Source organism: Shewanella indica, assembly GCF_033842865.1.
Taxonomy (GTDB): Bacteria; Pseudomonadota; Gammaproteobacteria; order Enterobacterales; family Shewanellaceae; genus Shewanella; species Shewanella indica.
Window position 1 is genome coordinate 1,119,464 of record NZ_JAWXXR010000001.1, and the last position, 24,765, is coordinate 1,144,228.

Sequence of the window (24,765 nt, forward strand, 5' to 3'; positions counted from 1 at the left end):
TCTAGCTCCTCCGCGCAGTGGCTGCGAGAGTAAGGAGGAGGAGAGACAGTTGCATTTGTGGGTTCATTTAGCCGTTCTATACCAGATAAAAATTCGTTTGAAGTGGGTTTATATTCTTCCCACCGGGTTCAAGAAGTTCAATAATTAACTGCCAGCTTACCCGCTGTCAAGCCTATATTTCTCAGCATCAGTTGAAAATTTCGGCTTAACGTGCTGATTTGCACCATTCCAGCCTTGGCGCTCCAAAGCTAAATAGATGAATAAAATCTTGCCGATAGCATCATTTTTTGTGCCAAAAATGATAAAAAATAGTTATTATCCCAACACGGTTTCCCCCGGCAAAACTCACCTTCACTCAGCGGAGAAAAAATGGATTTTCGCCTCTTGGCACTGAGCTTGCTCCTGTGGTCATTTTCTGGCGCGCTTTGGGCCGCGGAGCGGTTGGACACTCTGGCCAACACCCTCTATCAATATCCTACGCTGGCGCTGACCCAAATCAATGAACTTGAGCGTCAGGCCTCCGAGTTGAATCAGGCCCAAATGCTGAGATTACAGCTATTTAAATGTGAAGCACTACTGCAATTAGGAGACAACGGCGCCGCCATCAATCTGGCCGAACTGGGGGAAGCCAGAGCCAGGCAGCTAAGGCTGGAACAGGCCAAAAGTTATTTTCAAATCTGCCGCGCCGATGCCTATGCCAATTTCGATGATCTGAAGCAATCACTGCTGTTACTCGACGGCGCCATTGAACAGGCCAAACACCACAACCAACCCCAGGCTCTGGTCAACGCCCTGAGACTCAAGGGCCAGCTGGAGAACGACCTTGGCAATTATGGCACCGCCATTGAAGATCTGCGCCTGGCGCTGGACATCTACCCGGATATCAGCAGTCAAAATCCGTCCTGGTTATCGCCGCCTCTGGCCTATGTTTACGGCGACATGGCCAGCCTGATGTATTCCACCGGCGACCTGCGCCAAGCGGCTTACTACCTCAAGTTGGCACTGGACACAGATGAAGCCAAAGGCAAAGTGCGCCATGTGCTGTTATTGATGGCCGCCGGAGTCGCGCTGGCGCAGGAGAATACAGCCCAAGCCGACAGCCTGCTGAAACAGTCCAAAATTCTGTTGCCCGAGATAGGCTCACCGCTGGAACTTGCCAACAGTTACAGCCAGATAGCCGTGATAGAACTCGCCAGGGGCAGAACCGAGATCTCCGATGAGTTAGTGGGTATTGCCCTGCAAACCTATGAAAAACAAGGCAAAGTAAACAACTATATGCGTGCTACCCGGCTATTGGCCAGGGTACGTCTTGCCCAGCGTAACGACGATGAAGGCATAAGGCTACTGATGCAAGCAGCGCAGCAGGCCGAGCAACTGCAACTGGCCGATGAAGTGGCCTACACCCAACAGCTTATCAGTGACTATTACGCCGAAAAAGCAGAGTTTAAGCCGGCATACGAGGCGATGAAACTGGCGGCCCAGGCCGCAGCCGAGGCCCAAAAACAGCTCAACAATACCCGCTTTATGCAATACAAGGCCAGGCTCAGCCAGCAGGAGCAGCTGCAGGTAGAAACCCAGCAGAACATTCGTCTTGCCAGTGCCGATCAGCGCTCCAAACTGAGCCAAGCCTACGGCGCCATTTCAGTGCTGGCGCTCGCCATCATAGGTACACTATTCTGGTTGGTCAGTTGCCGTAACCGCTGGCAACAACCGAGCACTGTGGCGCTGGAAAGACTACCGGTGGCCCAGCAGTTAGATGTTATGCTCAGCAGTGCCAAAAAGGGCAACTACCCCTTGAGCCTGCTGCTGCTGAGTACCAGCCATATACGTCAGGTGGATCTTTCCGCCCTGCAGCGGGCGCTGGAACAGAAACTCAGGGAGCAAGACAGACTGCTGCGCTACAGCATGGATGAGATAGTGATCCTGCTGCCCTACACCTCAGTCCAGGGCGCTTTGCAGGTCAGCGAGCAACTCAAGCCGATAGTGCAGAGCTGGCAAGCAGATCACTGTGTACCTATTGGAGTAGCCTCGCTGCAGCAGCCCGATACCCTGGATAGCCTGGTGAAGCGTGCCGGAGTCAACCAACTCAGCCAGCAGAAAGCCGCCGAGCAACATCAGTCACCGGCGAGATAAGCCTCTATCTCGTCAAGAAACTGATCGCCAAAGCGGGCCAACTTGCGCTCACCAACACCATTGACCGCCAACATCTCGCCCTGACTGGTAGGCAAAATCGCCGCCATTTCCGCCAGGGTTGCATCGTTGAATACCAGATAGGGTGGGACGTCATGCTCTTCGGCTATGCTGCGCCTTAACTGCTTGAGACGGGCAAACAGCTTGCGATCGTAATTGAGTGGCGCCTTGCTGCTGACACTGCGCCTGCGGGTAACATGCAGGTCAATTCTGGGTTCGGCCAACATCAGTGCAACTTCGCCCCTGAGCACAGGCCTGGCGGCCGGATTCAGGCGAATACTCGAGCCGCGGGTAATATCCTGGCTCGCCAGCCCAAGATGGATAAGCTGCCTGGTCACACTGAGCCAGTGTTCATGGCTCTTGTCTTTGCCGACGCCCCAAGTGGATAACTTGTCGTGCCCCCTGTCGACCACGGCGGCGGACTTGGAGCCTCTGAGCACCTCAATCAACTGGTTCATGCCAAACCTCTGCCCCAAGCGATATATGCAGGACAACACCTTCTGTGCATCCTCGGTACCGTTGTAGCGTTTCGGCGGGTCCAGGCAGATATCACAGTTACCGCAGGGCTCCAGCGCCGGTTCATCAAAGTAGTGCAGCAACACCTGGCGGCGGCAGGTCTGGGCTTCGGCAAAGGCCGCCATGGTATTGAGTTTATGCAGTTCCACCTGTTGCTGCGGCCCGGGTTCCCCCTGCTCAATCAGGTGGCGCACCCGGCCGATATCGGCGGGCTCGAACAGCATAAAGGCTTCGGCCTCGAGACCATCTCGCCCGGCGCGGCCGGTTTCCTGATAGTAGGCCTCTATGCTCTTGGGCAGATCGTAATGCACCACAAAACGCACGTTGGACTTGTTGATCCCCATGCCGAAGGCGACCGTGGCCACCACTATATCCAACTGTTCCTTGAGAAATCTGTCCTGGACACTGGCGCGCTCGTCACCGCTCATACCTGCATGATAGCCTTCGGCGGCATAGCCCTGTAACCTCAGCCTTTCGGCCACTTCATCGACCCGGCGGCGGCTGGAGCAATAAACAATCCCGGCGGCGCCGTTCTGCGCGGCAATAAACTGACGCAATTGATTGGCGGCGTTGAGCTTTTCCGCCACTGTGTAGCGAATATTCGGTCTATCAAAGCTGGAAAGAAGCACATAGGGGGCGATATTGAGCCGCTGGCAGATATCTTCCCGGGTCGCCTTATCGGCGGTGGCGGTCAGCGCCATCACAGGCACGCCGGGAAACAGCTGTTTCAGGCGGCCAAGCTGGGCATATTCGGGGCGAAAATCATGGCCCCACTGGCTGATACAGTGCGCCTCATCCACGGCAAACATCGACAACGGCAGGGATTGCAGCCGCTCAATAAACTCATGCTGCAGCAAGCGCTCCGGCGAGACATACAACAGGCGGATCTCCCCCTGATGCAACTGGCGCAGCACCTTGAGGCTCTGCTCCCTGGGCAGGGATGAGTTGAGATAAGCGGCATTGACTCCGGTCTGCAGCAGGCTGTCGACCTGATCTTTCATCAGGGAGATCAGCGGCGAAACCACCAGAGTCAGCCCTGGCATCAACAATGCGGGCAGTTGGTAACACAGACTCTTGCCACCGCCGGTGGGCATGATCACCATGCAGTCTTCCCCGGCCATCACACGTTCAATCACCTGGCGCTGCCCTTCACGGAAAGTCCGGTAGCCAAATACCTGCTGCAAGGCTTGCTGCATAGGGTCTTGGGGATGATTTAGGCTCTCGGGAGCGATACTCAGCGGCTGATCCATGACTGTCTGTGTCCAAAGAAGAGGCCGCTATTCTAAATGAAGCCAACACCAGAGTGCCAGCCAAGAGGGGATTTTTCCGCCTGGACTAGGCAAACGGCCATATTAGCGTTAGATTGATTGCTCTAAAAAACAACAACCGCAGGAAGCCCTATGAGCCAGGACATTCAAGCCGAAGTACTCGCCAAGGTAGCAGAAGTATTTGATAAACACGTGCCTTTTCACAATCTTCTCGGCCTTGGGATCCGCCGATACGACGCCTCTGGTGTCGAAGTGGAGATCAAAATGAAGCCGGAGCTAATCGGCAACATACATCAAAAAATACTCCATGGCGGGGTTACCGCAACCGTGCTGGATGTGGTTGGCGGCCTGACGGCATTCTCCGGCTTGGTTATTAGTCGCGACAACTGGACAGTGGAGCAGCTGCAACAGCGACTGCAAACCCTGAGCACCATAGATCTCAGGGTCGACTATCTGCGCCCCGGCTGGGGAGAAGTCTTCAGCGGCACAGGAACAGTGATCCGTGCCGGCAACAGGGTCTCTGTCTGTCGAATGGAGCTGCATAATGAAAAAGGCAGCCATATCGCTTTTGGTACAGGGACTTACATGGTCGGCTGAGTGGCTGTTTAAAACTCAAACACTGAATCTGTTGTCGATAACTTGAGCCGAGGGGCTTTGCCCCCTACAATCGCCCTTCTCTCCTTTTCGTCATTGTGTAGTACCTATGCCTGAAACCGAATACCGCAAGGGGGTCATTCTCGCCCTTTGCGCTTATATTTTTTGGGGCTTTGCGCCGCTGTACTTCAAGTTGCTGCATCATGTCTCGGCCCCCGAGATCCTGTTGCACCGCATCATCTGGTCCTTCGTCTTTATGGGGGTCCTGATGCAATTTATCGGTGGTTTCGGACAGCTCAGGCTGTTACTCAAGCGCCCGAAACAGTTGGCGGTACTGCTGCTGACTTCGATTCTTATCGCCGGCAACTGGCTGCTGTTTATCTGGGCGGTCAACAATGATCATATGCTGGATGCCAGCCTGGGCTACTTTATCAACCCGCTGTTCAATGTGATGCTCGGCATGCTGTTTCTGGGGGAGCGACTCGGAAAACTGCAATGGGTTGCGGTATCGCTTGCCGCTGCCGGGGTGGTGATCCAGCTGGTTTCCTTCGGCTCAATTCCGCTGGTATCCCTGGGGCTCGCAGCCTCCTTCGGTTTCTACGCCCTGCTGCGCAAGAAGGTCAATGTCGACGCCAAGACAGGACTTTTGGTCGAAACTGCAGTGTTAATGCCGGCAGCGCTGGGCTTTTTACTGCTGGGCACCGGTGAAGCCAGCGCCAATATGCTCAGCAACAGTTGGGATCTCAACCTGCTGCTGATGGCTGCCGGTATCATCACCACCATCCCCTTGCTGTGCTTTGCCGGTGCGGCAGTGCGGATCCCGCTGATCATGCTGGGCTTCTTCCAGTACATTGGCCCCAGCATCATGTTTATCATGGCGGTGACCCTGTTCGATGAACCCTTCGATATCGAAAAGAGCATTACCTTCGGCTTTATCTGGGCCGCCCTGGTGGTGTTTACTTTGGATATGCTGCAAAAACGCTCTCGCAGGTAACAAGTACAATCGGCCCGGATGGAGTTTCCGGGCCGGTTAAGCAATATTCAACGTTTATCCCGGCAGGTTCTGCCCCAGTCCCTTAAGCAAACTCTCCGCTTCAGGCATACTCAGCAGCAGGCTGTAACCAAGGTCGGTCGGCAACAACAAAACGCTGTCTTTTTCCGTCAGAGCCACAAACGCTTTGCTGCCATCATTGAGCCGATACCACCCCAGGGTGTAACCGGGCAGACCTATGCCCTGGGTACGCATGCCAAGCTTGGGGCCACTGGCATCGCCGAGCTTAATCACTTTCGACTCTGAGATACGCAGATGCTCAGGAGCCAGGCTCTGACCGTAGAAAGGCACCTCGATCACCAGGCTTTGAGCCGTCAATTCCACCTTGGATGCCTGCGCCTGCCAAAATACCCACACAGAACCCGCCAATGTTACCAACAGCAAACCCGAGGCGGCGCTCTTGGCCGTTGTCGGCATCTTTCGCCTGCGGATAAACAGCAATATAGCCGCCAACATCAGTATCAAGGCGATAAAGCTGCCAATGGCGACGCCGGTCAATGGCGCCAACTCGTAACTTCCACTGTTCATCTCTTGCTCCTTAATGGATAGGCATAAGTGGCCTTAGCTTAGGTTTGAAAGACATAATATGTCAAAAATAAAATCTCGCAGTAATAAAAAGCGCTGCCCGACTAAAACTGAAATCAAAGCCCGAACAGGGCCTTAATGTGGTCTGCAAGACTTTAATTCAAAGAAGGAGTGGATAATTTTAAAATGCAGGGGCTTGATATATAAACAGAATCCATGACCCAGCAACTTTGGAGTATGTTTACACTACCGGAAACTACGGCACTCATTCGAGTCGCAAGCAAAAACCTAGAACTAAACAATCTGGTAAATAATCACGTGGCTGACAAGTACCTGCAAGACGCATCAAACGGGCACGGATACGGCGCCGGACAATGTATATCCTTAGCCGCATCCCCACCTTTCCATTCTTAGAGGATTAAATTAACTCCTGGGTGGAATGGTATCATTCTCTTCAGTCAGCCCGATTGAGGCCATCCAGGATTCAAAGTCCACCATGTTCCCCGGCAGGACTATCTTACTGCCAGGCTTGCTCAGACCACTGAGCTGCGCCAGATACTGCTCACCCAGTTGCATCCGCAGTGCGTTTTTGCCACCGGGCGCAGCGATCACTTCGGCCAACTTCTCTATCGAACCTGCAGTAGCGCGGGCAATCGCCAGTATCTCCTCGGCCTTACCTTCGGCCTCGTTGATTCGGCGCTGCATCTCACCCTCTGAGTGGTTGATCATCTCCTGTTTCAAACCCTCGGAGCGATTGATCTTACTCTGCTTATCGCCTTCACTCTTGGCCAGCAATGCCCGGCGTTCACGCTCGGCATTGACCTGCATCTCCATGGCGTTTTTCACGGTTTCCGGCGGCGTAATATTCTTGATCTCATATCTATGCACCCGAATCCCCCAGGTGGCACCGGCCTGATCCAGTACCTCTACCACCTTGGCACTAATCAAGTCGCGCTCTTCAAAGGTGCGGTCCAGCTCCAGAGTACCTATCACAGAGCGAGTGGTTGTTTGCGCCAGCTGAATCGCAGCATAACGATAATCGGTTACCCCGTAGCTGGCTTTAACCGGGTCCACCACAGAAATATAGATAACCCCATCGACTTCGACATTCACTTCATCGCTGGAGAAACATTCCTGAGGCGGTACATCTATGGTTTCTTCTTTAAGGTCATGGATATAGGCAACCTTATCAATAAATGGCAGCAGCGCATGGAAACCGGCATCCAGGGTCATATGGTATTTACCCAAACGCTCCACAATATAGGCGGATTTGGTTGGCACCAAGCGAATCGACTGAAAAAGCTTGATGATAAAGACCAGAAAAATAAGACCCCAGATCCCCAGTACGACCATGTCGGTATCTATCTGTCCCAGATTCATTTGCGCGCTCCTTTGCTACCGGCAGCTGTATTGCTGACTTGCTGAATACCCTCGAAAAAACCTTCCATCTTCGCCAGTTCAGTGGGAACCACAGAAATATCGGCCTTCTGCAAGATCTCACCGACCTGTTCGATAAACTGTTCCTTGAGCTGCATGTTCATCGCCTCGTTCCCGCCGTTGACCGCCAGCGCCTTGGCAATCATGGCCATACTCTCGGCTTGGGCGTTGGCAACAATCGCAATCTCCTGCGCCGTACCTTGAGCCTCATTGATGCGTTTCTGTTTCTGGCCCTCTGAGATGTTAATCGCTTCCTGCCGCTCACCCTGAGACAGATTGATCATCGCTTCTTTCTCGGCGCTGGCCAGGGTGATTTCAGCGCGTTTGCGGCGCTCGGCTTCCATCTGCTTCTCCAGGGTGTGGATCACATGCCTGGATGGGCTAATGTTTTTGATTTCATATCTGAGCATCTTGATCCCCCAGGGATCGGACGCCTTGTCAATTTCGCGGACAATTGCCTCGTTGAGCGCGTCACGCTCTGAGAAAGTTTGGCTCAGGCTCAACTTACCTATCTCGGAACGCATGGTGGTTTGCGCCAAATTTACCGCCGCCATGCGGTAATCTTCAATCCCATAGCTTGCCAGCTTACCGTCCATCACTTTGAGGTAAACCAGACCGTCAACTTCCAGCTGGATATTGTCCTTGGAGATACAGCTCTGCGGCGGTACATCAAGCACCTGCTCACGGGTATCGTGGCGATAAGCCACTCGATCGAAAAAAGGGATTAAAAAGTGAAAGCCAGGCTGCAACACTGTACGGAATTTTCCCAAACGCTCAATGACATGCACCTCACGCATGGGCACAATCAACATCAGCTTATAGAGAATAAACAGAACAAAGAGTATAAAAATGGTAAATGCAAACATAGAGTCCTTCCTGCTTGATTGATTATTCAGAGTCGTCTAATGGTTCCACGACCAGCGCAATATTGTCGCGACAGATGATCTTCACCCGAGTGCCGGCCGGGATCTCCGAGCCGTCTCCCAGTGCAGGCCAATCCGCCCCCTGAAATTCGACGCGACCGGTTTTTTCACCCGGCCCAATAGTTTCCTTGACCCGAGCCGGCAAATTAAACAGATCCAGCTCTTCGTCAGTATTGCCAACGTGAGAGTCCCCCCCACCAAGCGTTGAGTCAGTTGCCTGAAGCTCAATAACAAAACGATAGAGGAGATAAACCACAGGGTTAGGCTTTGGGCCAAGCCATCAACCAAACCCACCCAGATAGCCCCGGCAACCACCAGACAAGCCGCGCCGAGAAATACTACTATCCCGCCAGGCAGTATCAGTTCGGCCAGCATCAGCACTATACCGACTAAGGCCCAATAAAGCATGGGATCCGAAGATGCCATATATCCCTCCCCCCAAAAATCAAGTATCCATTCTCAGCACTATATCAGCAGTTACGCACCTTGGCGACATAATATGTCATGATGGGCAATTGAAACGACCTTGAATGAGCCGCACAAATGACTTTCAGCTCACAAAATTCAACTTTTCTTTACATCCCCGTTAACCCGCCTCGAATCAACAGCTCCCAAAATACAAGTTAAGCCATTGAATAAATGCAAAAATATTATTAAGTAACAAGTATTTCTGCCAGTTAAAAAAGCTTTGAGTCCAACGCGATTTTTCCCTATATTGCCATGGCTTTTTGACCGGCAATCGAATCACAGAATTCAGCCTTGACGAAATATTTCGTCAACAGATAGCTGCCGGCACAACAGCAAACCGCTTCTGACTCTACCAAAGGGATACTCTAAGATGAAAAAAATCTGCCTGTGTGCAGCTCTGTTACTCTCGCCTCAAGCATTCAGCGAACCTCTGGTGCAATGGTGGGATATCAATGTAACCGCACTCTATGGCCAGGACTATGACCTGGCACCATCCGACAAACAAACCACTTTTACCCTGGAAACCGCCGGTGGCTGGAAATACGGTGACTGGTTTGTGTTTCAGGACTTTATCAATTTCAACGGCCACAATGGCGGCAAAGACAATACTACCTATGGTGAGATCTCTACCCGCTTCAGTGCCGGTAAAATTCTCGGCGAACCTGTGGGTTTCGGTCCGGTAACCGACCTGTCGCTGGCCCTGACGTTTGAAGAGGGTGAAGGCCCGGTTGAGACGCTACTCTACGGTGTCGGCATGGATCTCAAACTGCCCTACTTCACCTATTTCCAACTCAACACCTATCGCCGTGACGCCCAAAACAGCGCCAATCTCAGCGATGGCTGGCAATTGACTCCGGTGTTCCGTATGGACATTCCCGTGGGCAACAGCAAGATTGTTTTCGACGGCTTTATTGACTGGGTATTCGCCGCCGATGAAGACGGCTACAAAGAAAATATCCACATCAACCCCCAGATAAAATATGACCTGGGCGCAGTGCTTTTTGGTGAAGCCAAAAAGGATAAACTCTTGGTGGGTATTGAATATGATTACTGGCAGAACAAGTATGGTGTGGACGGTGTCGACCAGAACACCTATTCGGTAATAGCTCAGTACCATTTCTGAGCCGGATCATGCTTCATTAAAAAGGCGCTCGTTGAGCGCCTTTTCCATTTTTACCTATTAGGCCTAGGCCAGCAGTTTTCTGGCGGCGTTGACCACAATCGAAACCGCACTGACTTCAGTTTGCTTCATTGTTGCCTCGTTGGGGATCTCTTGTTGGGTACGGTTGACTATCACACCGGCCACACAAGCGGCACGCCAGCCTTGAGAAGCACACATGGTGAATAGAGTCGCCGACTCCATTTCATAGTTAAGAACCCCCATCTCCTGCCACTCTTTCATTGAACCGGCAAAACGGCGGGTTACCCGGCCACTAACGGTATCATAGCGTTCCTGACCCGGGTAGAAGGTGTCGGATGAGGCTGTAACCCCAATATGTGGTTCAATTCCGGCGTCACGACAGGCGGCAACCATGGCGGTGGTACACTCAAAGTTAGCCACAGCGGGGAACTCCATTGGTGCAAAGTGCAAGCTGGCACCATCGAGACGCACTGAAGCTTGAGTCACTATCACATCGCCCACATTCACATGAGGCTGAATTGCACCTGTAGTACCGACACGCAGGAAAGTATTAACCCCCAATTGCGCCAGTTCTTCCACAGCGATGGAAGTCGAAGGACCACCAATACCGGTAGAGCAGATCACCACCGGCTTACCATCAAGATAAGCCAGATAGCTGGTGTATTCACGATGGCTTGCCAAAAAAGTCGGCTTATCCATCAATTCAGCGATACGTTTAACTCGTTCAGGATCGCCGGGCACAATAGCCAGTGTGGCGCCATCCAACATCTGCTTGGTCAAACCCAAGTGAAATACATCAGCCATAGTGAAAACCCCTTTCAATTTTGATTGTAAAATTCGTCTTAACGAGACTCTATCCCAGTATGGAAGCGGATAAGATTAACTTGATCACAGATTTTACGGCAATAATTAAATATTAAGCCGTAAAAGAGTTACCAAGTTGGCTACAATTGTCTGACTATTTTTACCGCAACTTGTTCGAAAGCATAGCAGTAAAAGGCCTCACTCACCTCCACCAAACGGTTAATCTTTCCGTTGATCAAAGTCACAAATTCGTCATTTCAAACAGAGTAGGGTTAACACAAATCCCCCCACCAACAGGAGTGCGCCAATGTTTCCGGAATACCGCGATCTGATCACCAGCCTCAAGAACAGCGATAGCCATTTTCAGAAGCTTTTTGATGAACACAATCTGCTGGATAAAGAGATAAAGAATAAGGAAAGCCAACTATCCAGTGAATTTACCCAAGAAGTCAAAGAGATGAAAAAGCGTAAACTGGAGTTGAAAGAACAAGTTTTCGCCATCCTCAAGGCGAACAATTAACCCCAAACAGATAGGGTGCCAATTGGCACCCTGTGTAAATCAATTTAGGCTAAAACCCTAGCCAGGATTACAAGTAGTAGTCTTGCAAAGGCGGAAAACCATTGAAGCACACAGCCGAATAAGTGGTGGTATAAGCGCCAGTGGTCAACCAATAAAGCCTATCGCCGATAGCCAACTCCTCTGGCAACCCATAACTGTACTGTTCATACATTATATCGGCGCTATCGCAGGTAGGCCCGGCAATGACGCAAGGTTGCAGCTCCCCTTGAGCCTCAGTGTAAATCGGAAACTTAATCGCTTCGTCCATAGTCTCAATCAGCCCGGAAAACTTACCGACATCGGTAAATACCCAGCGCTCCAGTGCCGTGTTGGACTTACGGCTGATGAGCACCACCTCAGAGACCAACACTCCGGCATTGGCAATCAAGGAGCGCCCGGGTTCCAGCACTATCTTGGGCAACTGCTCACCAAAATCTTCTTTGAGGAAATGAATGATCTGCTCGGCGTAAGTGGTAAGACTATTGGTCTTGTCGATATAGTTGGCCGGAAAGCCGCCGCCCATATTGATCATCTCCAGCACTATGCCGTGTTCCTCTTTGAGCCGGTCAAATATCACCTTCACCTTACCGATAGCCGCGTCCCAAGCCCCAATATCCCGTTGCTGAGAGCCCACATGGAACGACAAGCCGTATGGCTTTAACCCCAACTCCTTGGCCAGCACCAAAAGCTCATAGGCCATCTCGTTCTGACAACCAAACTTACGCGACAAAGGCCAATCGGCGGTTTCAGTCCCTTCGGTGAGGATCCGCACATAAACCTTGGCCCCAGGGGCTTCTTCGGCAATCATCCGCAGATCGGCCTCTGAGTCTGAGGCAAACATAGTCACGCCACGCTGGTAGAAAGCTCTGACATCCTTGCGTTTTTTAATGGTATTGCCATAGCTTATCCGCTCGGGGGAAACACCCAACTCCATCACCATATCCAGCTCATAGATGGAGGCTATATCAAAATTGGCGCCCTTATCACGCAGCAAGCTGAGGATCTCAGGTGCCGGGTTGGCCTTCACTGCATAATAAACGCTAGCAAAGGGAAAGCTCTGCACCATATCATCATACTGTTTCGCGATGATCTTGGTATCTATCACCACAAAAGGTGTCACCTTATCACTGGCAAAAGCTTTGATACGCTCAAAGGTTTCATTGTCATAATAATCAGCAACATCAATAGATTGAAATTGGCTCATTGGCCCTGTGTCTCCTCGACATTCAAGTGCGGCGAACAGCCTCGCCGATGCGGATTAAAATCCAGCGCAGTAAACGCTATTTCAGCCTCCCAGGCAATGAATTTTTATACATTAAAAACAATTTTTTATTCCAAAAATTCAAACCCTAACGACTACAAATTAAAATCATTAAGAATCATGCAATTACTACTTTCACCCTCAAATACAAACCATGATTGCTGCTCGCTTGAAGGTGCTTCAAAGCAAACGGCTACAGGTAAAGCATAGCGGCAAGCAAAAGTGCACCGGATATTCGATTTAATGGAAGTATATAGCGAGTATTTTGCGATTATTTTCAATCGAGCGTCCGGGTAAGCTGAATGCAAATATGTCAGGAGCTGCATCCGATAGCTGATTTGGAGACTCTATGTCCGCAACACAGATAATGCCGGCGCTGTTTCTGGGCCATGGCAGCCCGATGAACGCTTTGCAAAACAACACCACCGCACAGCAGTGGCAAAAGCTGGGACAAACACTCCCCAGGCCCAGAGCGATATTATTACTTTCGGCCCATTGGTTGACACGGGGCACAGTTATTTCCACCGCACGTCGGCCGCAAACCATACATGATTTCGGCGGTTTTCCCGCCGAGCTCTTTGCCATGCAGTACCCGGCCGTCGGCGCGCCGGAGTTGGCAGAGCAGGTTGCTGCCAGTTTGAGCATTCCTGTCACTCGTATCAATTCGCAAGGGTTGGATCATGGCAGTTGGTCGGCCTTGATTCACCTCTACCCCGAGGCCGATATTCCGGTATTTCAGCTGAGTCTGGATCAAAACCTCAGAGCGCAGCAGCAATTTCAGCTTGGACGCGAGTTAAGGCGTTGGCGCGAGCAAGGCGTACTGATCATAGGTTCAGGCAATGTGGTCCACAATCTGCGCGTCCTGGCACCAGGCAGCCCACCACGGCCTTGGGCGACCCGGTTTAATCAAGCGGTTGCCGACAGTTTATTGGCAGAAGAATACTCAGCGCTGCTGGACTATAAAACCCTGGTCGATGCCAACACCGCCGAGCTGTGTCATCCAACAGATGAGCATCTGCAGCCGCTGTTTTATTTATTGGGAAGTGCCTTTTCAGGAGAGCGCAGGCTGCTGTTCAACAACAGCCTGGAGATGGGGGCTATCAGTATGTTGAGTCTGCAGCTCGGCTGAAGCTCTAGCTGCCAAGGGCTCAGTCTTGCAGCCCGGCTTCTTTGAGTGCCTGCTTCAGGGCTTCGGCATCATCAAAGTATTGCAGCTTGGTAATGGCCAACTTGTCCAGAGAGATCAGGCTGGCGGCATCCTTGGCGGCGGGCAGTAATTTGCTGATCTCACCCTCTTTGTCCAGGGCAATACTGAAAGTCAGATCCCGCATCTGTGGAATGGCAACAAATTTGGCAATCAAGGATGGCATACCGCTGATATCGGCCAGGTAAAAGATACCCGCCTGTTGCAACGCCTGATTATCACGGCCTTCGAGTGCAGTTTTGATGATCTCCCCGCCTTTCATGCTGCGGCCAAACAAAAGATACTTGGCCGAAGTATCCAACACCATGGTTGCTTCATGCTGATCCTGCAGCGAAATGGGAGTCAATCTATCGCCCACTGTATATTCGGAAGCCTGGATCACAGGGCTGACCAATATGGTCAGACACAGAGAAAATAAAAACGCAAAAGACTTCATATAGTTCCCTTTTAATTTGCCATAACAAAGAGGCAGAATACCCTGTTATTGAATACAAGTGAGTGACATGACTCAGGAATATTGTGTCCATATCTTGCGACATTTCAGGAAAGGAGCCAAGCAATGAAAAATACCGGGTTGGAGCTGGAGTTGGCGCAGCTGCAAAATGTTTATGATCTGATAACCGAGTTTTTGGTGAAATACAGCTTCCAACTCCTGGGTGCACTGATCATCTTTCTACTGGGGTTGTGGCTGGCCGCCAAAGTGGCCAACACCGTCAGCCGCCAGTTGGCAAAACACAATGTCGATGTCACCCTGGCCACCTTTGTCACCCATCTGGTGCGGATACTGATCATCATAATGATCGCCATCGTTGCCTTAGGTAAGTTGGGGATAAGCGTCACCCCCATGGTGGCAGCCATAGGTGCCGCGTCACTGGGTGCCGGGTTGGCAATTCAGGGCATGCTATCCAACTACGCCGCTGGGGTGACCATTATCGTCACTCGTCCCTTTATCGTGGGCAACACCATCACGGTTAAGGGGACCACTGGCCTGGTCAAAGATATTCATCTGGGGCTGACCATACTCACCAACGAGGAAGGCGAGCAGATTAGCATTCCCAATAAACACATTGTCGGCGAGATACTACATAACTCCTTTGCCAACAAGTTGGTGGAAACCCACTTCAATATCGACTATCAAGCCGATCCCCAGCAGGCGATAGCCATAGCTCAGGCGGTGCTCGGCAGCCATCCCAGTGTCGATGCCAACTCCCCATCACAGGTGGGTATCAATGGTTTTAACAGCACAGGCATAGATATCGGCGTGCGCTATTGGGTTCCCACTGCCAGCTATTTCCAGGATAAGTACCAAATAAATCTGCAAATCTGGCAAGGCCTGCAACAAGCAGGAATTCAGATCCCCTGCCCGGCACGGGACATAAGGATCACTGAGCGACAAGAGAACTGATCACAAGCCTCTTTGCCACTCGGCTCGCAGGGCGAAGCGTCCTGCGAGCGCCTCCTCAACCGTCGCCATCAATTTGGCCTTATCCCGCCCAAGTATGCCTTTCAGCACCAAATAATTGGAAGCATGATCCGAACGGAAAATGGTCTGCTTCAACTCCAACTCCTGCAGCAAATAACGCATCTCCAGCAACAGTTGTCTTTGGTCCGGCATTTGAAAATCGCCATCAAACGCACTATCCATTCTTTCCTTGCCAAGTGGCAGGGTCACCACCAGGGTACTGAGATAATCCGGCTGCACCTCATTCATCAACCGCGCTGAATTAAGTGCGTGTTGCCTCGATAAAGCCACCCCCCCCAGACCATTGAGTATCATCACAGATGACTTAATCCCGGCAGCACGGATTTTCTCCAGCGCCGCCAGCGAGGAGGCGTAACTCTCCCCCTTGCCAATACGGGTCAGCACCTCGTCATCACCACTCTCACAGCCCACGTACAGTAAGGACAGCTTAAGTTGCCGCAGCCGCTGTAGCTGCTCCACACTCTTGTTACCAAGGTTGCGTGGCAAACAATAGCTGCTGATGCGACTGACATTGGGTAAGTAGTGATGAATCAGCTCACAAATCTGTTCCAACCTGGCAAACGGCAAAGTCATGGCATCACCATCGGCCAAAAACACCCGGCTCACCTCGGCGCCGGAAGCTGCAACCCGGCGCAGGTCTTGCTCCACCTTTTCCAAATTAAACGCCCTGAACCGCTTTTGCTCCTGGGTATACATGTCGCAAAAGGCGCAGCGGTTCCAGCTGCAACCATTGGTTACCTGCAATATGAGAGATTTCCATTCCGATGGCGGCCGGAACACAGGTTCAATATAGGACAACATACGGCTCCTCCTCGATGACCCAATCGCTATTACCCCTTTATGTTCCGGTAACGACCAGGCTTAAACTTTAGGGCTAACACTGAAGCGCTAAATTAGTCTGTTTTTTGAACAAAATCATATTTTAAGTCATGCAAGCCTGTTATATTAGCCAAATACGTAACAACTGCAGCGCCTTATGGTCAGCAAGTGCCAATCTGGGAAAGAGTCACTATGATCGCCACACAAGTACCTGACAGACGAAAGCCGGACGCAGAGCAGGTCAGCAATAGCATCCATTGGCATGCCATGACTGCCGAGCAACAACTCGCCTTCTATCGCTTACAGGGATATGGTTATCGCTTGCTGTTTGTACGTAATCTGCTCAGTGGACCCTTGGCTATCATAGCTCAGCATGCACAGCTGGCGACTATCTCCTCGGCAGGAGAGCTGGATCTGCAACCGGATATTCGCCTCAGGGCCTGAAAATGCCCCGGACGGGGCATTGGTTTTAAAGCCTGCTTCAATTCATCCCGGAAATATCAGACGATGACTTCCTGATAAGTCTCTACATGATGGGACTCTACCAGCTCAGGCATTTGCTGATGGAAATAGTGCTGGATGGCTTCTTTAGCGCAGTGCTGATCGAAAGATTCGATGTCGACAAACTTCTCAACGAAAGTGATCCTGCGCGGCTCATCACGACTCTGATTCAACTCGTAACGAATGCAACCATCTTCCTTGCGAGTATCCGTGATTAGTGCCGCCAGCACCTCAATCAAAGCCTGTTCTTTGCCTGGTTTGGCCAGAAAGCTGGCCACACATACGATTTGACGCTGGTTTATACGATATAACGACATTCAAGTGTCCTTCTTTTGAGCATGCAACAACATATCCAGGTGGGGAATGCCATCTTCCAGATAAACATCTGAAACCGCTTCAAACCCCAAACTCTGGTAAAACGCCCGCAGATAATCCTGCGCGCCAATCTTGATATCTTCAGCCGGCCACAGCTTTTGACAATTAACAATCGCCTCCTGCATCAACTGCCTGGCGCGGCCATCACCACGAGCCTTGGGCGCGACTGCTACCCGGCCGATACTGACCTGGGAATAACTGACACCTGCTGGCAGCAATCTGGCATAAGCCAACAGTTCTCCGGAACTACCGCGGCCAAGCAGGTGCATGGTCCCCGCCACGCGGTCTTTTTCATCCAACTCAGGGTAAGGGCAATTTTGTTCAACTACAAAAATATCCACCCTCAGTTTCATCAATTCATAGAGGGAGTCCAAGGTTAACTCTGTAAAGGGTAATAATTGCCACTGCACAGGTAGTACTCTGTTATTTCTCGGAAACTCAGCCTACACCAGTCTGAAATTCGGCGCAAAATATCTCAGCAATGAGTACGATAGGAGGGATGAAGATGTATAACCAAGAGACGCACGCTCCAATCATTGGCCTGCCCCATGATGTGGTCGATAAGACAGTGATCGCTCGTCCCGAGTCCTCAAAATAACCGGCCTTGCTTGTTATTCAAAGCCAAGCGCCACAAAGAAAAATAGCCCAAGTTACCGAGTTAAGCGCCAAGCCATCTCCCGGCGTAGCCTAGAGAAGGTGGGATAGGTTTGGTGCCGGAGGCCGGTGACAGACTATCGATAACACCAGTAAAGGTTTGGTCGGGAAACGCATCTAAATAGGTCTGTATCGGCGAACCGGGTTATCAATGTGGAAGTCGGGCTCTGTCGAGTCCCCTTACCTCACACAACCCCATCCGGCACCAAGGGTCGAGCACAAGCAATATCAGTTTTTATATCAGCACTGTTTTTGGCTTCAATAAATATTGACTGCCGATGTCAGTAATCACATTCCAAGAGAGCCGAAGATAACGCTGACGGCCTCACTCATTGACATCATTAGACTCCTGAAGTTTGCAGTGGTATTTTACAACTGTCTCAGTAGATTTATTAGATACCCGATACTCAACCCACTGTTTCACAGGCGTAACAATAAAATGGATCTTAATCGGATACAGGTTTTTGCACAAGTTGTTGATAAGGGAAGCTTTACCGCCGCAGCTAAGGCAATGGGCATCACCAAGGCGACCGTTAGTCGTAAGATAGCCGAGTTGGAACACAGCACTGGAGTACAGCTTTTACTACGCACCACACGTAGCCTGAAACTGACTGAGGCAGGGTCTATTTACTTCAACAAAGTCAATAAAATACTCACGGATTTACGCAGCGCCGAAGATCAACTCAGCGCCAGTCAGCAAACTATCCGCGGCAACCTGCGTATTGTTTGCCCAATAGAATTTGGCCAGCAAGCTCTCGGCCCTGTAATTGCCAAATTTCTGGAAGACTATCCACAAATGCAGATTGAAGCCGAACTGACCAACCGCAAAGTAGATATGGTCGAAGAAGGGATCGATGTGATGTTTCATGTCCAGGGGTTGGATGACCCGAGACTGGAAAACTTCCGCCTGATAAATGCCCACAAGGTGTTGATGGCCAGCCCGGAATATCTACAGAAATTTGGTACACCGGCTTCACCCGATGAGCTATTGAAGCACAAAGGAATACGCCTGGCATCACCATACATAGATGGCAACTGGCGAATATTTGATGGCAAGCAGTGGCAAGAGATCATTCCCGACTGTCGCTTGCAGGTCAACAATATCACCCTGGCCAGAGAAGCCGCCATAGATGGCCTTGGGATCGCCAGCCTACCTATGATGATTGCCTATGATGCATTGCAGCGAGGTGACTTGCTGCCGATACTGCAAGATTTTCCCATGGAGCATGTCACTGTCAATCTCATCTATCCCAAACGCGCCTATCTACCGAGAAAATGCCGCACCTTTATCGAATACTTCTATGAAGCCTTGTTCCAACGTTGGGGTAATCTGGTATTGGACATCCCCCCCTATGTCATTCCCCCGGAGAATTTGGCACAGATGACCCCGACCAATATCTGCTGTGACCATTGAGAGTTTGCTTTTACGATCTCCTTGGGCTATGGTGGGTGTTGGTCATATTTTCCCTTATTTTTAAGTGCTTGCACTTGCATTGATGTTGCGGAGGCTCATTATGTACAGTCACACTTTTTCTCTCAAGAGCACCTCACTGACATTTCCAGTGTAAGCCGGGTGCGGCCGCGCATCCGGCAGTAACAAAGTTTTCTATTCATTTTCCGTTTCAGCCTGTGAGGTTGTGGTGGTGTATAAATCTTTGTCTGCACTGGCAGATCTATTTTCATTCAAAACATCGCAGCTCTATCTGCAAAACTCGTTCAATGTCTCATTGAGACCACTGACCCTGGCATCGGTGATCGCCAGACTGGCGCAACCCTGTCCCGGCGGCGGTGTGGTGCACCCGGGAACCAAGGCGCGCCTGCAAAACCTGAAAACCGGCGAATTTCTGGAGGTAGAGTTGGTTTATCCACAACAACATGATCCCGACTCCGGCCGCTATTCGGTATTGTCCGATCTGGGCGAAGCCCTGCTCGGATGTACGCTGGATGAACTGATTGAAGTGGATGTACCAGGTGGCCCCGTGCTGTTTCAGATCTTATCCCTGAACCAGCCAAGGCCCTGCCTGCCAGCCTGATTGCATGCTTATAGACAGCTAATTAAGAGGAGACAGTGCCTTGAAGTGTTTAATTCAGCCGTGAACTGCCCCGACAGGATGATCCGGGGTTTGGCTTAATCCTTTGACCACCGCCTCTTTCCCGGTCGGTCAAAGGGGAAACAGCCCTCTCTCCTAGCAAAGCGGCGGCGTGGAGAGGGGTCATTGAAGAGGAGATACGCTCATGAGTAAAGAAAAAGCGAAGAAAAAACCAACTAAATCCCTGAAAGAAAAACGACGGGAAAAGCGCGAAAAACGCGCAGATCAAGAGTAAGCCCAAGCTACTCCTTCGGGAAGGTGCAAATAAGTCCCATGTGTGCTCTGCGTCGGCTTACAGGCCTGAATGCAAGGCGTGGTTCGCAGCAAATGGCCCTAGTCCTTTGCAAGAAACACAACACAGCAGGCAGGCCTGTAATCCACGCCCTTCGGGGCTTTCACTGCAAAGGGCTCTCTGCGTTATCCGACTTCGACAGGCCCCGGCATGCCTTCAGTCAGATGCCTTGAACGCCAATTGCTGTGTAAGCCAGAGTGCCACGAGGACTTGTTCGCACCTTCCTTAGTTTCGAGCCACCTTTTGGGCGCCTTAAGGCGCCCCTTTTTTTCAAGGAAGAACAAGGGCACTTCCTTGGGCCAGTTGTTGCCTGTAAGCCTGTGGTGTACAACCGGCATACTTGCGAAACAAACTAATAAAGGGCGAGGTCTGATGATACCCCAGCGTCAATGCCACCTCTTTTACTGATATCGCTTGCCGCAGCAATTGTAAACTGTGGATAAAGCGATAACGTTGCCGCCACTCGGTATAGTTCATCCCAAGCCTTGCCTGGCACAAGCGCGCCAAAGTGCGTTCTGTTGTCCCCAAGGTATCTGCCCAGGCAGCAAAACTGCGCCCGCCCTCAGGTACGGCTTCCAGCTCGGCAGCTATGGCTTGCAACATGGGATGGTCGGTTACCGGTAAAAAAGGCTGCACTTCCCTGGCCCGACTCAATTGATCCAACAGCACCTTAAGCAGCCTTTGATCCTCAGGCGTATGGGCCAACTCAACACCTCTTGAGTTCAAGTCCATCAAAATAGCTTCCGCTATCGGACTCAACTCCAGTAGGCAGATGTGCTTGGGCAGCCTGGTAGCCAGTTCCTGCGGCACATTCATTGAACTGTACTGCACGCAGCGGCGCATGTAGCTCTCATGTTTTATACCGGCCGGGATCCAGATACCGCACTGCGACAACGACATAAAGCGCCGCCCTTGAGCCACCAGCTCCATCAAACCACCGCGACTCAATTGCAGTTGCCCCCAGGTATGGCTGTGCATGGGTGTCAGCGTATCGGGTGAAAACTGCTGGTAATAGAAAAACACCTGTGAGCCATCACCAGGATGCTGCCCCGGTGGATGATAAATATTAGCCATATACCTATGTCCGAAGGCGGATTGAACTTGTCTGATAGCAGATATGTATATCACATAAGACGTGAAATAATCTGCCCCTATTATCTATCTGTTAAGCCTTGTTCTTAGGGCTGAGGAGTCCTTTTTTGTATCTTTTTCCCTTATTGGCGGTAGCCATCTGGGCCGGCAATAGTCTGGTTAATAAACTCTCCGCCGATGTTATAGCGCCGGAAGCCATCTCCTTCTATCGTTGGGCCTTTGCACTTTTGTTATTGACCCCAGTGTTGCTTCCCGGGGTTTGGCGCCGCCGCGCCATGATTCGCCCTCATCTTGGCAAACTCGCCGTGTTGGCAAGCCTAGGAATGGTGCTGAACCAAAGCCTGGCGTATTTTGCCGCCGCGACCACCAGCGCCACCAATATGGCATTGATTACCTCTCTGGTGCCGGTTCTCAGCCTATTGCTGGCGGTGCCTTTACTCAGAGTAAGGCTCTCCAAATTGGCACTGCTTGGCGCCTTTATCTCCTTCAGCGGCTTACTGTTTATGCTCAGCCAAGGCGACTTGGCCCGGCTGTCCACCTCAGTGGTTCCCGGCGATCTCCTGTTACTGCTGGCCGCCGTGGTCTATGCCCTCTACGGCGTGCTGTTGAAACGCTGGTCACTGCAACTGCCGACCTGGGATTTGTTGTACATGCAAATACTGTTCGCCGTATTCATGCTGTCCCCCCTGCTGCTCTTTGCCAGCAGTATCAGCATTACTCAGGCTTCACTGCCCTTGATAGCCTATGCCGCTATCTGTGCCTCGATTCTGGCGCCTTGGGCCTGGATCAAAGCAATAGCCCTACTGGGCACAGAGAGAACTGCCATCTTTATGAATCTGATGCCAATTTTCACTGCCGTGCTGGCATCCACGCTACTGGATGAGCAATTGGGAATACCTCACTATGTCGGCGGTGCTTTAGTGCTGACCGGGGTCAGCCTGGTGCAGTATCGAGCCAGACGCCCAAGAGCCATACTCAAGGCGGAAGCACTTTAAAAAAGTTGTGGCAGCGACAGATTCGTCCAGGCTTCACTCGCTCTCTCGCACAAGCTTTCGCAAACCCTGGCCACTTTGTAGTGAAATACTCTTAGAAAATTCTTGCAAAGGGCCAGGGCCATTGGCTGCGAACCGCGCCTTGCATTCAGGCCTGCAAACCGACGCAGAGCTCAGATAAAACTTGTTAACGCTCCTTAGTCAAATACCGTCTCAAAACCAGAGCGTTATTCACAAATATTCTATTGAAGCCGACAGCAGTATTTCAGCAACAGGCGTAAAATATCCAGGTCGGCCCAGGCCGACCAACTGGTTGAATCACACCGGTGTCTGACTGACCGGTATGCCAGCTGTAAGTGGATCTTAAATTGCAGGAAGCGGGGAGATAAACCCCAGCCAGGCTTTCGCTATCAATGGAATCAACACCATGAAAGAGCACAAAAACAGCAAAGAGCAAAAGAAGAAACCCATGCACTCTGCCAAGGAGAAACGGGCCGCCAAAATAGCCAAGAAACAGGCCAAACTCAATCCTGTGGAGAATATCAAACAAAGCAAATGACCCCCTCCCTTCACAGCCCCTGTTTGGCAATAGATAAAACGAAAGGCGCTCAATCGAGCGCCTTTCCCTATATCTGTTGAGTGTCAGCCGGAGCAGCAATCCCGCCGCAGCCAACGCCTGGGGATCTTGTCGTAAATCACCTTGCCCATCAGCAGCGCCAGAATAATCCCCGACCAGTTAACCACAGCCTGTGGCAGTAACTGGTGCTCTTCCCCTATTTGCGGCATCACTTCAAAACCAAAGTTCGCCACCAGCAGGTTCACCAGCATTCCGGCCAGCAGCGCCACCCCGAGTACCCCACCAAGATAGCCGTAAAGCGCCCGTTTACCCATCTCTTTGGCGACTACGCCCAGAGTAGCTATGTTGGTGGCAGGTCCCGCCAGCATAAATACCAACACAGCGCCCGGGGAAACCCCGGCCAACAGCAAACCTGCCGCTATCGGCGTTGAAGCTGTGGCACAGATATACATGGGGATGGAGATGAGAACCATCACCAACATAGCCAGAATACCGCCGCCCCATTGGGCCAGGAAGTCTCCCGGCACATAGGTCTGTACCAGCGCGGCAAAGAACAACCCCACCAGCAACCAGATGGCGGTGTCACGCACCAAATCCGTGGCGGCATACTTAAGACCGGCCAGCACTCTATGCAAGACAGACTTCGACTTAAGTTCAGCCGCCATGTCATCACTGTCACAGCAGCTTGAGGCCGATTGTGATGATGAACAACATGAAGCCGTCTCTACCTTGGGTTGCGAGCAGCAGGACTGAGTGGCTTCCCCCTTGACCGAAGAGCAACAAGACCCGCCGGCGGTGCTGACCTTAGCGGTACTGACCTTGGCCGTACTGCAGCAGTCTGCCTCTTGCACCTTGGCCGGGGCACAACAGGAACTCTGAGCTTGTGTCGGCGCGGCCTTGAGAGGACTGTAGTTGGCGGCGCCTGCCGGCTTGAACTGGGCCACGGTTTTGGCTTGGGCCTTCCCCGGCTCGCTCATCTTCACTGCCTCAGAGGGCAAAACCGGCTCATCATCGCGGCCAACCAGCAAACCCGCCACTATGGCACTGCATACCGCGGCAATGGGCCTGACAATCGCCATAAAGGGGCCGAGCAGAACATAGGACACAGTGACCGAATCGACGCCGGTTTCAGGGGTCGACACCAGAAAAGAGGTGGTGGCAGCCTTGGAGGCGCCGCTGCGCCTCAGGCCAACGGCGGCCGGGATAACGCCGCAGGAACACAGCGGCAAAGGCGCTCCCAGCAGGGCCGCCTTAACCGTGGTCTTGAGGCCATGGCCCCCCAATTGCTTTTGCATCCAGCTCATGGGAACAAAAACCTTCAGCAGCCCCGCCAGCACCAGCCCCAATAGCAGCCAGGGTGCCGACTCGAGAAACAGCTCAATAAAATTATCCATCAACATGATTTTGCGCCCCTACTTGCACGGCAATTGGCATGACTGTGATTGTGACCCTTGCCGGTTTCGACTCTGGGGGACAGCTCATCGTCACAAGACTCCAACGCCTCCAGAATCGAACAATGCTCGGCACTTTCCGGGCCGCCACAGCAAGTATCAGACAGTAACTGCAAAGACTGGCGGAACTGGTTAAGCTCGGCAATTTTCTGCTGCACCTTATCCAACTTGTCGTCCACCATGCCTTTGACATCGCTGCAGGCACGGTTGGACTTATCCAGTTCAATGGACAAGAGTTCGGCTATCTCCCCCAGGGTAAAACCCACCGCCTTGGCCCTGAGAATAAACTTCAGCCGCTCGGCATCCCTGTCGCTGTAGACCCGGTAGCCGGAGTCGGTGCGCATAGAGGGTGCCAGCAGGCCGTGTTTCTCGTAAAACCTCAGGGTATCGGCCTTGATATCAAAGCGCTTGGCCAGTTCACCTATCCTGTACATATGCAGTTCCTGCTAATAATTCCTATTCAAGTATAAAGCTTGGAGCTTAATCCAAGGTCAAGTG

General features: G+C 51.7%; 25 protein-coding genes and 1 pseudogene. 12 read left to right on the top strand and 14 right to left on the bottom strand.

The features are described from left to right. Positions 1-369 precede the first annotated feature (369 nt). On the top strand, positions 370-2,133 hold the full coding sequence (locus SIL79_RS05100) for a diguanylate cyclase domain-containing protein (protein WP_319619037.1): 1,764 nt from the start codon (positions 370-372) through the stop codon (positions 2,131-2,133). On the opposite strand, the gene recQ is transcribed toward SIL79_RS05100, so the two are convergent. Further along, positions 2,115-3,902 (bottom strand): DNA helicase RecQ, encoded by a 1,788-nt coding sequence (recQ, locus tag SIL79_RS05105; protein ID WP_405130426.1) that lies wholly within the window; start codon positions 3,900-3,902, stop codon positions 2,115-2,117. The two genes, SIL79_RS05100 and recQ, sit on opposite strands and share 19 nt — an antisense overlap. Before the next feature lie 204 nt (positions 3,903-4,106). Between recQ and SIL79_RS05110 the strand changes: the two genes are divergently transcribed. Then, entirely contained in the window at positions 4,107-4,571 is a 465-nt protein-coding gene (locus SIL79_RS05110) for a thioesterase family protein (RefSeq protein WP_044733531.1), read from the top strand. Positions 4,572-4,677: 106 nt separating this feature from the next. Beyond that, entirely contained in the window at positions 4,678-5,562 is an 885-nt protein-coding gene (gene rarD / locus SIL79_RS05115) for an EamA family transporter RarD (protein WP_039035222.1), read from the top strand. Between the two features lie 54 nt (positions 5,563-5,616). Here rarD and SIL79_RS05120 read toward each other — a convergent pair whose 3' ends face one another. The 4 genes and pseudogenes from SIL79_RS05120 to SIL79_RS05135 all read right to left on the bottom strand — a co-directional run bounded on the left by SIL79_RS05120 (position 5,617) and on the right by SIL79_RS05135 (position 8,930). Further along, a complete protein-coding gene (locus tag SIL79_RS05120) occupies positions 5,617-6,147 on the bottom strand; it encodes a PH domain-containing protein (RefSeq protein WP_039035223.1) in 531 nt (176 codons plus the stop codon). 420 nt (positions 6,148-6,567) lie between these two features. Beyond that, positions 6,568-7,524 carry an SPFH domain-containing protein gene (locus SIL79_RS05125; protein WP_039035224.1) on the bottom strand — a complete coding sequence of 319 codons (957 nt, stop codon included), beginning with the start codon at positions 7,522-7,524 and terminating at the stop codon, positions 6,568-6,570. Continuing rightward, on the bottom strand, positions 7,521-8,447 hold the full coding sequence (locus SIL79_RS05130) for an SPFH domain-containing protein (protein WP_039035225.1): 927 nt from the start codon (positions 8,445-8,447) through the stop codon (positions 7,521-7,523). Before SIL79_RS05130 ends, SIL79_RS05125 begins: the two co-directional genes overlap by 4 nt. 22 nt (positions 8,448-8,469) lie before the next feature. Beyond that, positions 8,470-8,930: pseudogene (locus SIL79_RS05135) on the bottom strand (NfeD family protein). A gap of 412 nt (positions 8,931-9,342) precedes the next feature. Between SIL79_RS05135 and SIL79_RS05140 the strand changes: the two are divergent. Next, the gene (locus SIL79_RS05140; RefSeq protein ID WP_071476015.1) at positions 9,343-10,095 is read left to right on the top strand and encodes an outer membrane protein OmpK; all 753 of its coding nucleotides are present in this window, start codon (positions 9,343-9,345) and stop codon (positions 10,093-10,095) included. Positions 10,096-10,158: 63 nt separating this feature from the next. On the opposite strand, the gene udp is transcribed toward SIL79_RS05140, so the two are convergent. Continuing rightward, the gene (gene udp / locus SIL79_RS05145; RefSeq protein WP_025011557.1) at positions 10,159-10,917 is read right to left on the bottom strand and encodes a uridine phosphorylase; all 759 of its coding nucleotides are present in this window, start codon (positions 10,915-10,917) and stop codon (positions 10,159-10,161) included. Positions 10,918-11,224: 307 nt separating this feature from the next. On the opposite strand from udp, the gene SIL79_RS05150 reads away from it, so the two are divergent. Beyond that, positions 11,225-11,437, top strand: a complete 213-nt coding sequence (locus tag SIL79_RS05150; protein ID WP_039035228.1) for a YdcH family protein — start codon at positions 11,225-11,227, stop codon at positions 11,435-11,437. 67 nt (positions 11,438-11,504) lie between these two features. Here the strand turns inward: SIL79_RS05150 and SIL79_RS05155 are convergent, their stop codons facing one another. Then, positions 11,505-12,680 (bottom strand): type III PLP-dependent enzyme, encoded by a 1,176-nt coding sequence (locus SIL79_RS05155; protein WP_039035229.1) that lies wholly within the window; start codon positions 12,678-12,680, stop codon positions 11,505-11,507. A 406-nt stretch (positions 12,681-13,086) separates the two neighbouring features. On the opposite strand from SIL79_RS05155, the gene ygiD reads away from it, so the two are divergent. After that, on the top strand, positions 13,087-13,866 hold the full coding sequence (gene ygiD / locus SIL79_RS05160; RefSeq protein ID WP_319619039.1) for a 4,5-DOPA-extradiol-dioxygenase: 780 nt from the start codon (positions 13,087-13,089) through the stop codon (positions 13,864-13,866). 19 nt (positions 13,867-13,885) lie between these two features. On the opposite strand, the gene SIL79_RS05165 is transcribed toward ygiD, so the two are convergent. Next, complete coding sequence (locus SIL79_RS05165) at positions 13,886-14,377, bottom strand: hypothetical protein (protein ID WP_039035232.1); 492 nt, start codon at positions 14,375-14,377, stop codon at positions 13,886-13,888. Between the two features lie 123 nt (positions 14,378-14,500). Between SIL79_RS05165 and SIL79_RS05170 the strand changes: the two genes are divergently transcribed. After that, on the top strand, positions 14,501-15,346 hold the full coding sequence (locus SIL79_RS05170) for a mechanosensitive ion channel family protein (RefSeq protein ID WP_039035233.1): 846 nt from the start codon (positions 14,501-14,503) through the stop codon (positions 15,344-15,346). Here SIL79_RS05170 and SIL79_RS05175 read toward each other — a convergent pair whose 3' ends face one another. Continuing rightward, positions 15,347-16,225, bottom strand: coding sequence for a radical SAM protein (locus SIL79_RS05175; protein ID WP_039035234.1), 879 nt, complete (start codon positions 16,223-16,225; stop codon positions 15,347-15,349). It lies immediately after the preceding gene. A 210-nt stretch (positions 16,226-16,435) separates the two neighbouring features. Between SIL79_RS05175 and SIL79_RS05180 the strand changes: the two genes are divergently transcribed. Beyond that, positions 16,436-16,687, top strand: a complete 252-nt coding sequence (locus tag SIL79_RS05180; RefSeq protein ID WP_025888228.1) for a hypothetical protein — start codon at positions 16,436-16,438, stop codon at positions 16,685-16,687. A 56-nt stretch (positions 16,688-16,743) separates the two neighbouring features. Here the strand turns inward: SIL79_RS05180 and SIL79_RS05185 are convergent, their stop codons facing one another. Together SIL79_RS05185 and SIL79_RS05190 are read right to left on the bottom strand one after the other, a co-directional pair. Next, complete coding sequence (locus tag SIL79_RS05185; protein WP_071476011.1) at positions 16,744-17,061, bottom strand: putative quinol monooxygenase; 318 nt, start codon at positions 17,059-17,061, stop codon at positions 16,744-16,746. Continuing rightward, on the bottom strand, positions 17,062-17,529 hold the full coding sequence (locus SIL79_RS05190) for a GNAT family N-acetyltransferase (RefSeq protein WP_039035237.1): 468 nt from the start codon (positions 17,527-17,529) through the stop codon (positions 17,062-17,064). Between the two features lie 683 nt (positions 17,530-18,212). On the opposite strand from SIL79_RS05190, the gene SIL79_RS05200 reads away from it, so the two are divergent. Continuing rightward, positions 18,213-19,187 carry a LysR family transcriptional regulator gene (locus SIL79_RS05200; RefSeq protein ID WP_039035238.1) on the top strand — a complete coding sequence of 325 codons (975 nt, stop codon included), beginning with the start codon at positions 18,213-18,215 and terminating at the stop codon, positions 19,185-19,187. A 229-nt stretch (positions 19,188-19,416) separates the two neighbouring features. Continuing rightward, a complete protein-coding gene (locus SIL79_RS05205) occupies positions 19,417-19,806 on the top strand; it encodes a GreA/GreB family elongation factor (protein WP_224867961.1) in 390 nt (129 codons plus the stop codon). Between the two features lie 619 nt (positions 19,807-20,425). Here the strand turns inward: SIL79_RS05205 and SIL79_RS05210 are convergent. Then, positions 20,426-21,229 carry an AraC family transcriptional regulator gene (locus SIL79_RS05210; RefSeq protein WP_101095141.1) on the bottom strand — a complete coding sequence of 268 codons (804 nt, stop codon included), beginning with the start codon at positions 21,227-21,229 and terminating at the stop codon, positions 20,426-20,428. 125 nt (positions 21,230-21,354) lie between these two features. On the opposite strand from SIL79_RS05210, the gene SIL79_RS05215 reads away from it, so the two are divergent. Then, positions 21,355-22,242, top strand: a complete 888-nt coding sequence (locus tag SIL79_RS05215; RefSeq protein WP_251767462.1) for a DMT family transporter — start codon at positions 21,355-21,357, stop codon at positions 22,240-22,242. Positions 22,243-22,666: 424 nt separating this feature from the next. Next, positions 22,667-22,798, top strand: coding sequence for a hypothetical protein (locus SIL79_RS05220; protein ID WP_256213884.1), 132 nt, complete (start codon positions 22,667-22,669; stop codon positions 22,796-22,798). 83 nt (positions 22,799-22,881) lie between these two features. On the opposite strand, the gene SIL79_RS05225 is transcribed toward SIL79_RS05220, so the two are convergent. Together SIL79_RS05225 and zntR are read right to left on the bottom strand one after the other, a co-directional pair. After that, positions 22,882-24,216: an SO_0444 family Cu/Zn efflux transporter gene (locus tag SIL79_RS05225; RefSeq protein ID WP_215773843.1), complete on the bottom strand. Its 1,335-nt coding sequence runs from the start codon at positions 24,214-24,216 to the stop codon at positions 22,882-22,884. After that, complete coding sequence (gene zntR / locus SIL79_RS05230) at positions 24,210-24,701, bottom strand: Zn(2+)-responsive transcriptional regulator (protein ID WP_319619040.1); 492 nt, start codon at positions 24,699-24,701, stop codon at positions 24,210-24,212. Before zntR ends, SIL79_RS05225 begins: the two co-directional genes overlap by 7 nt. Positions 24,702-24,765: the final 64 nt, after the last annotated feature.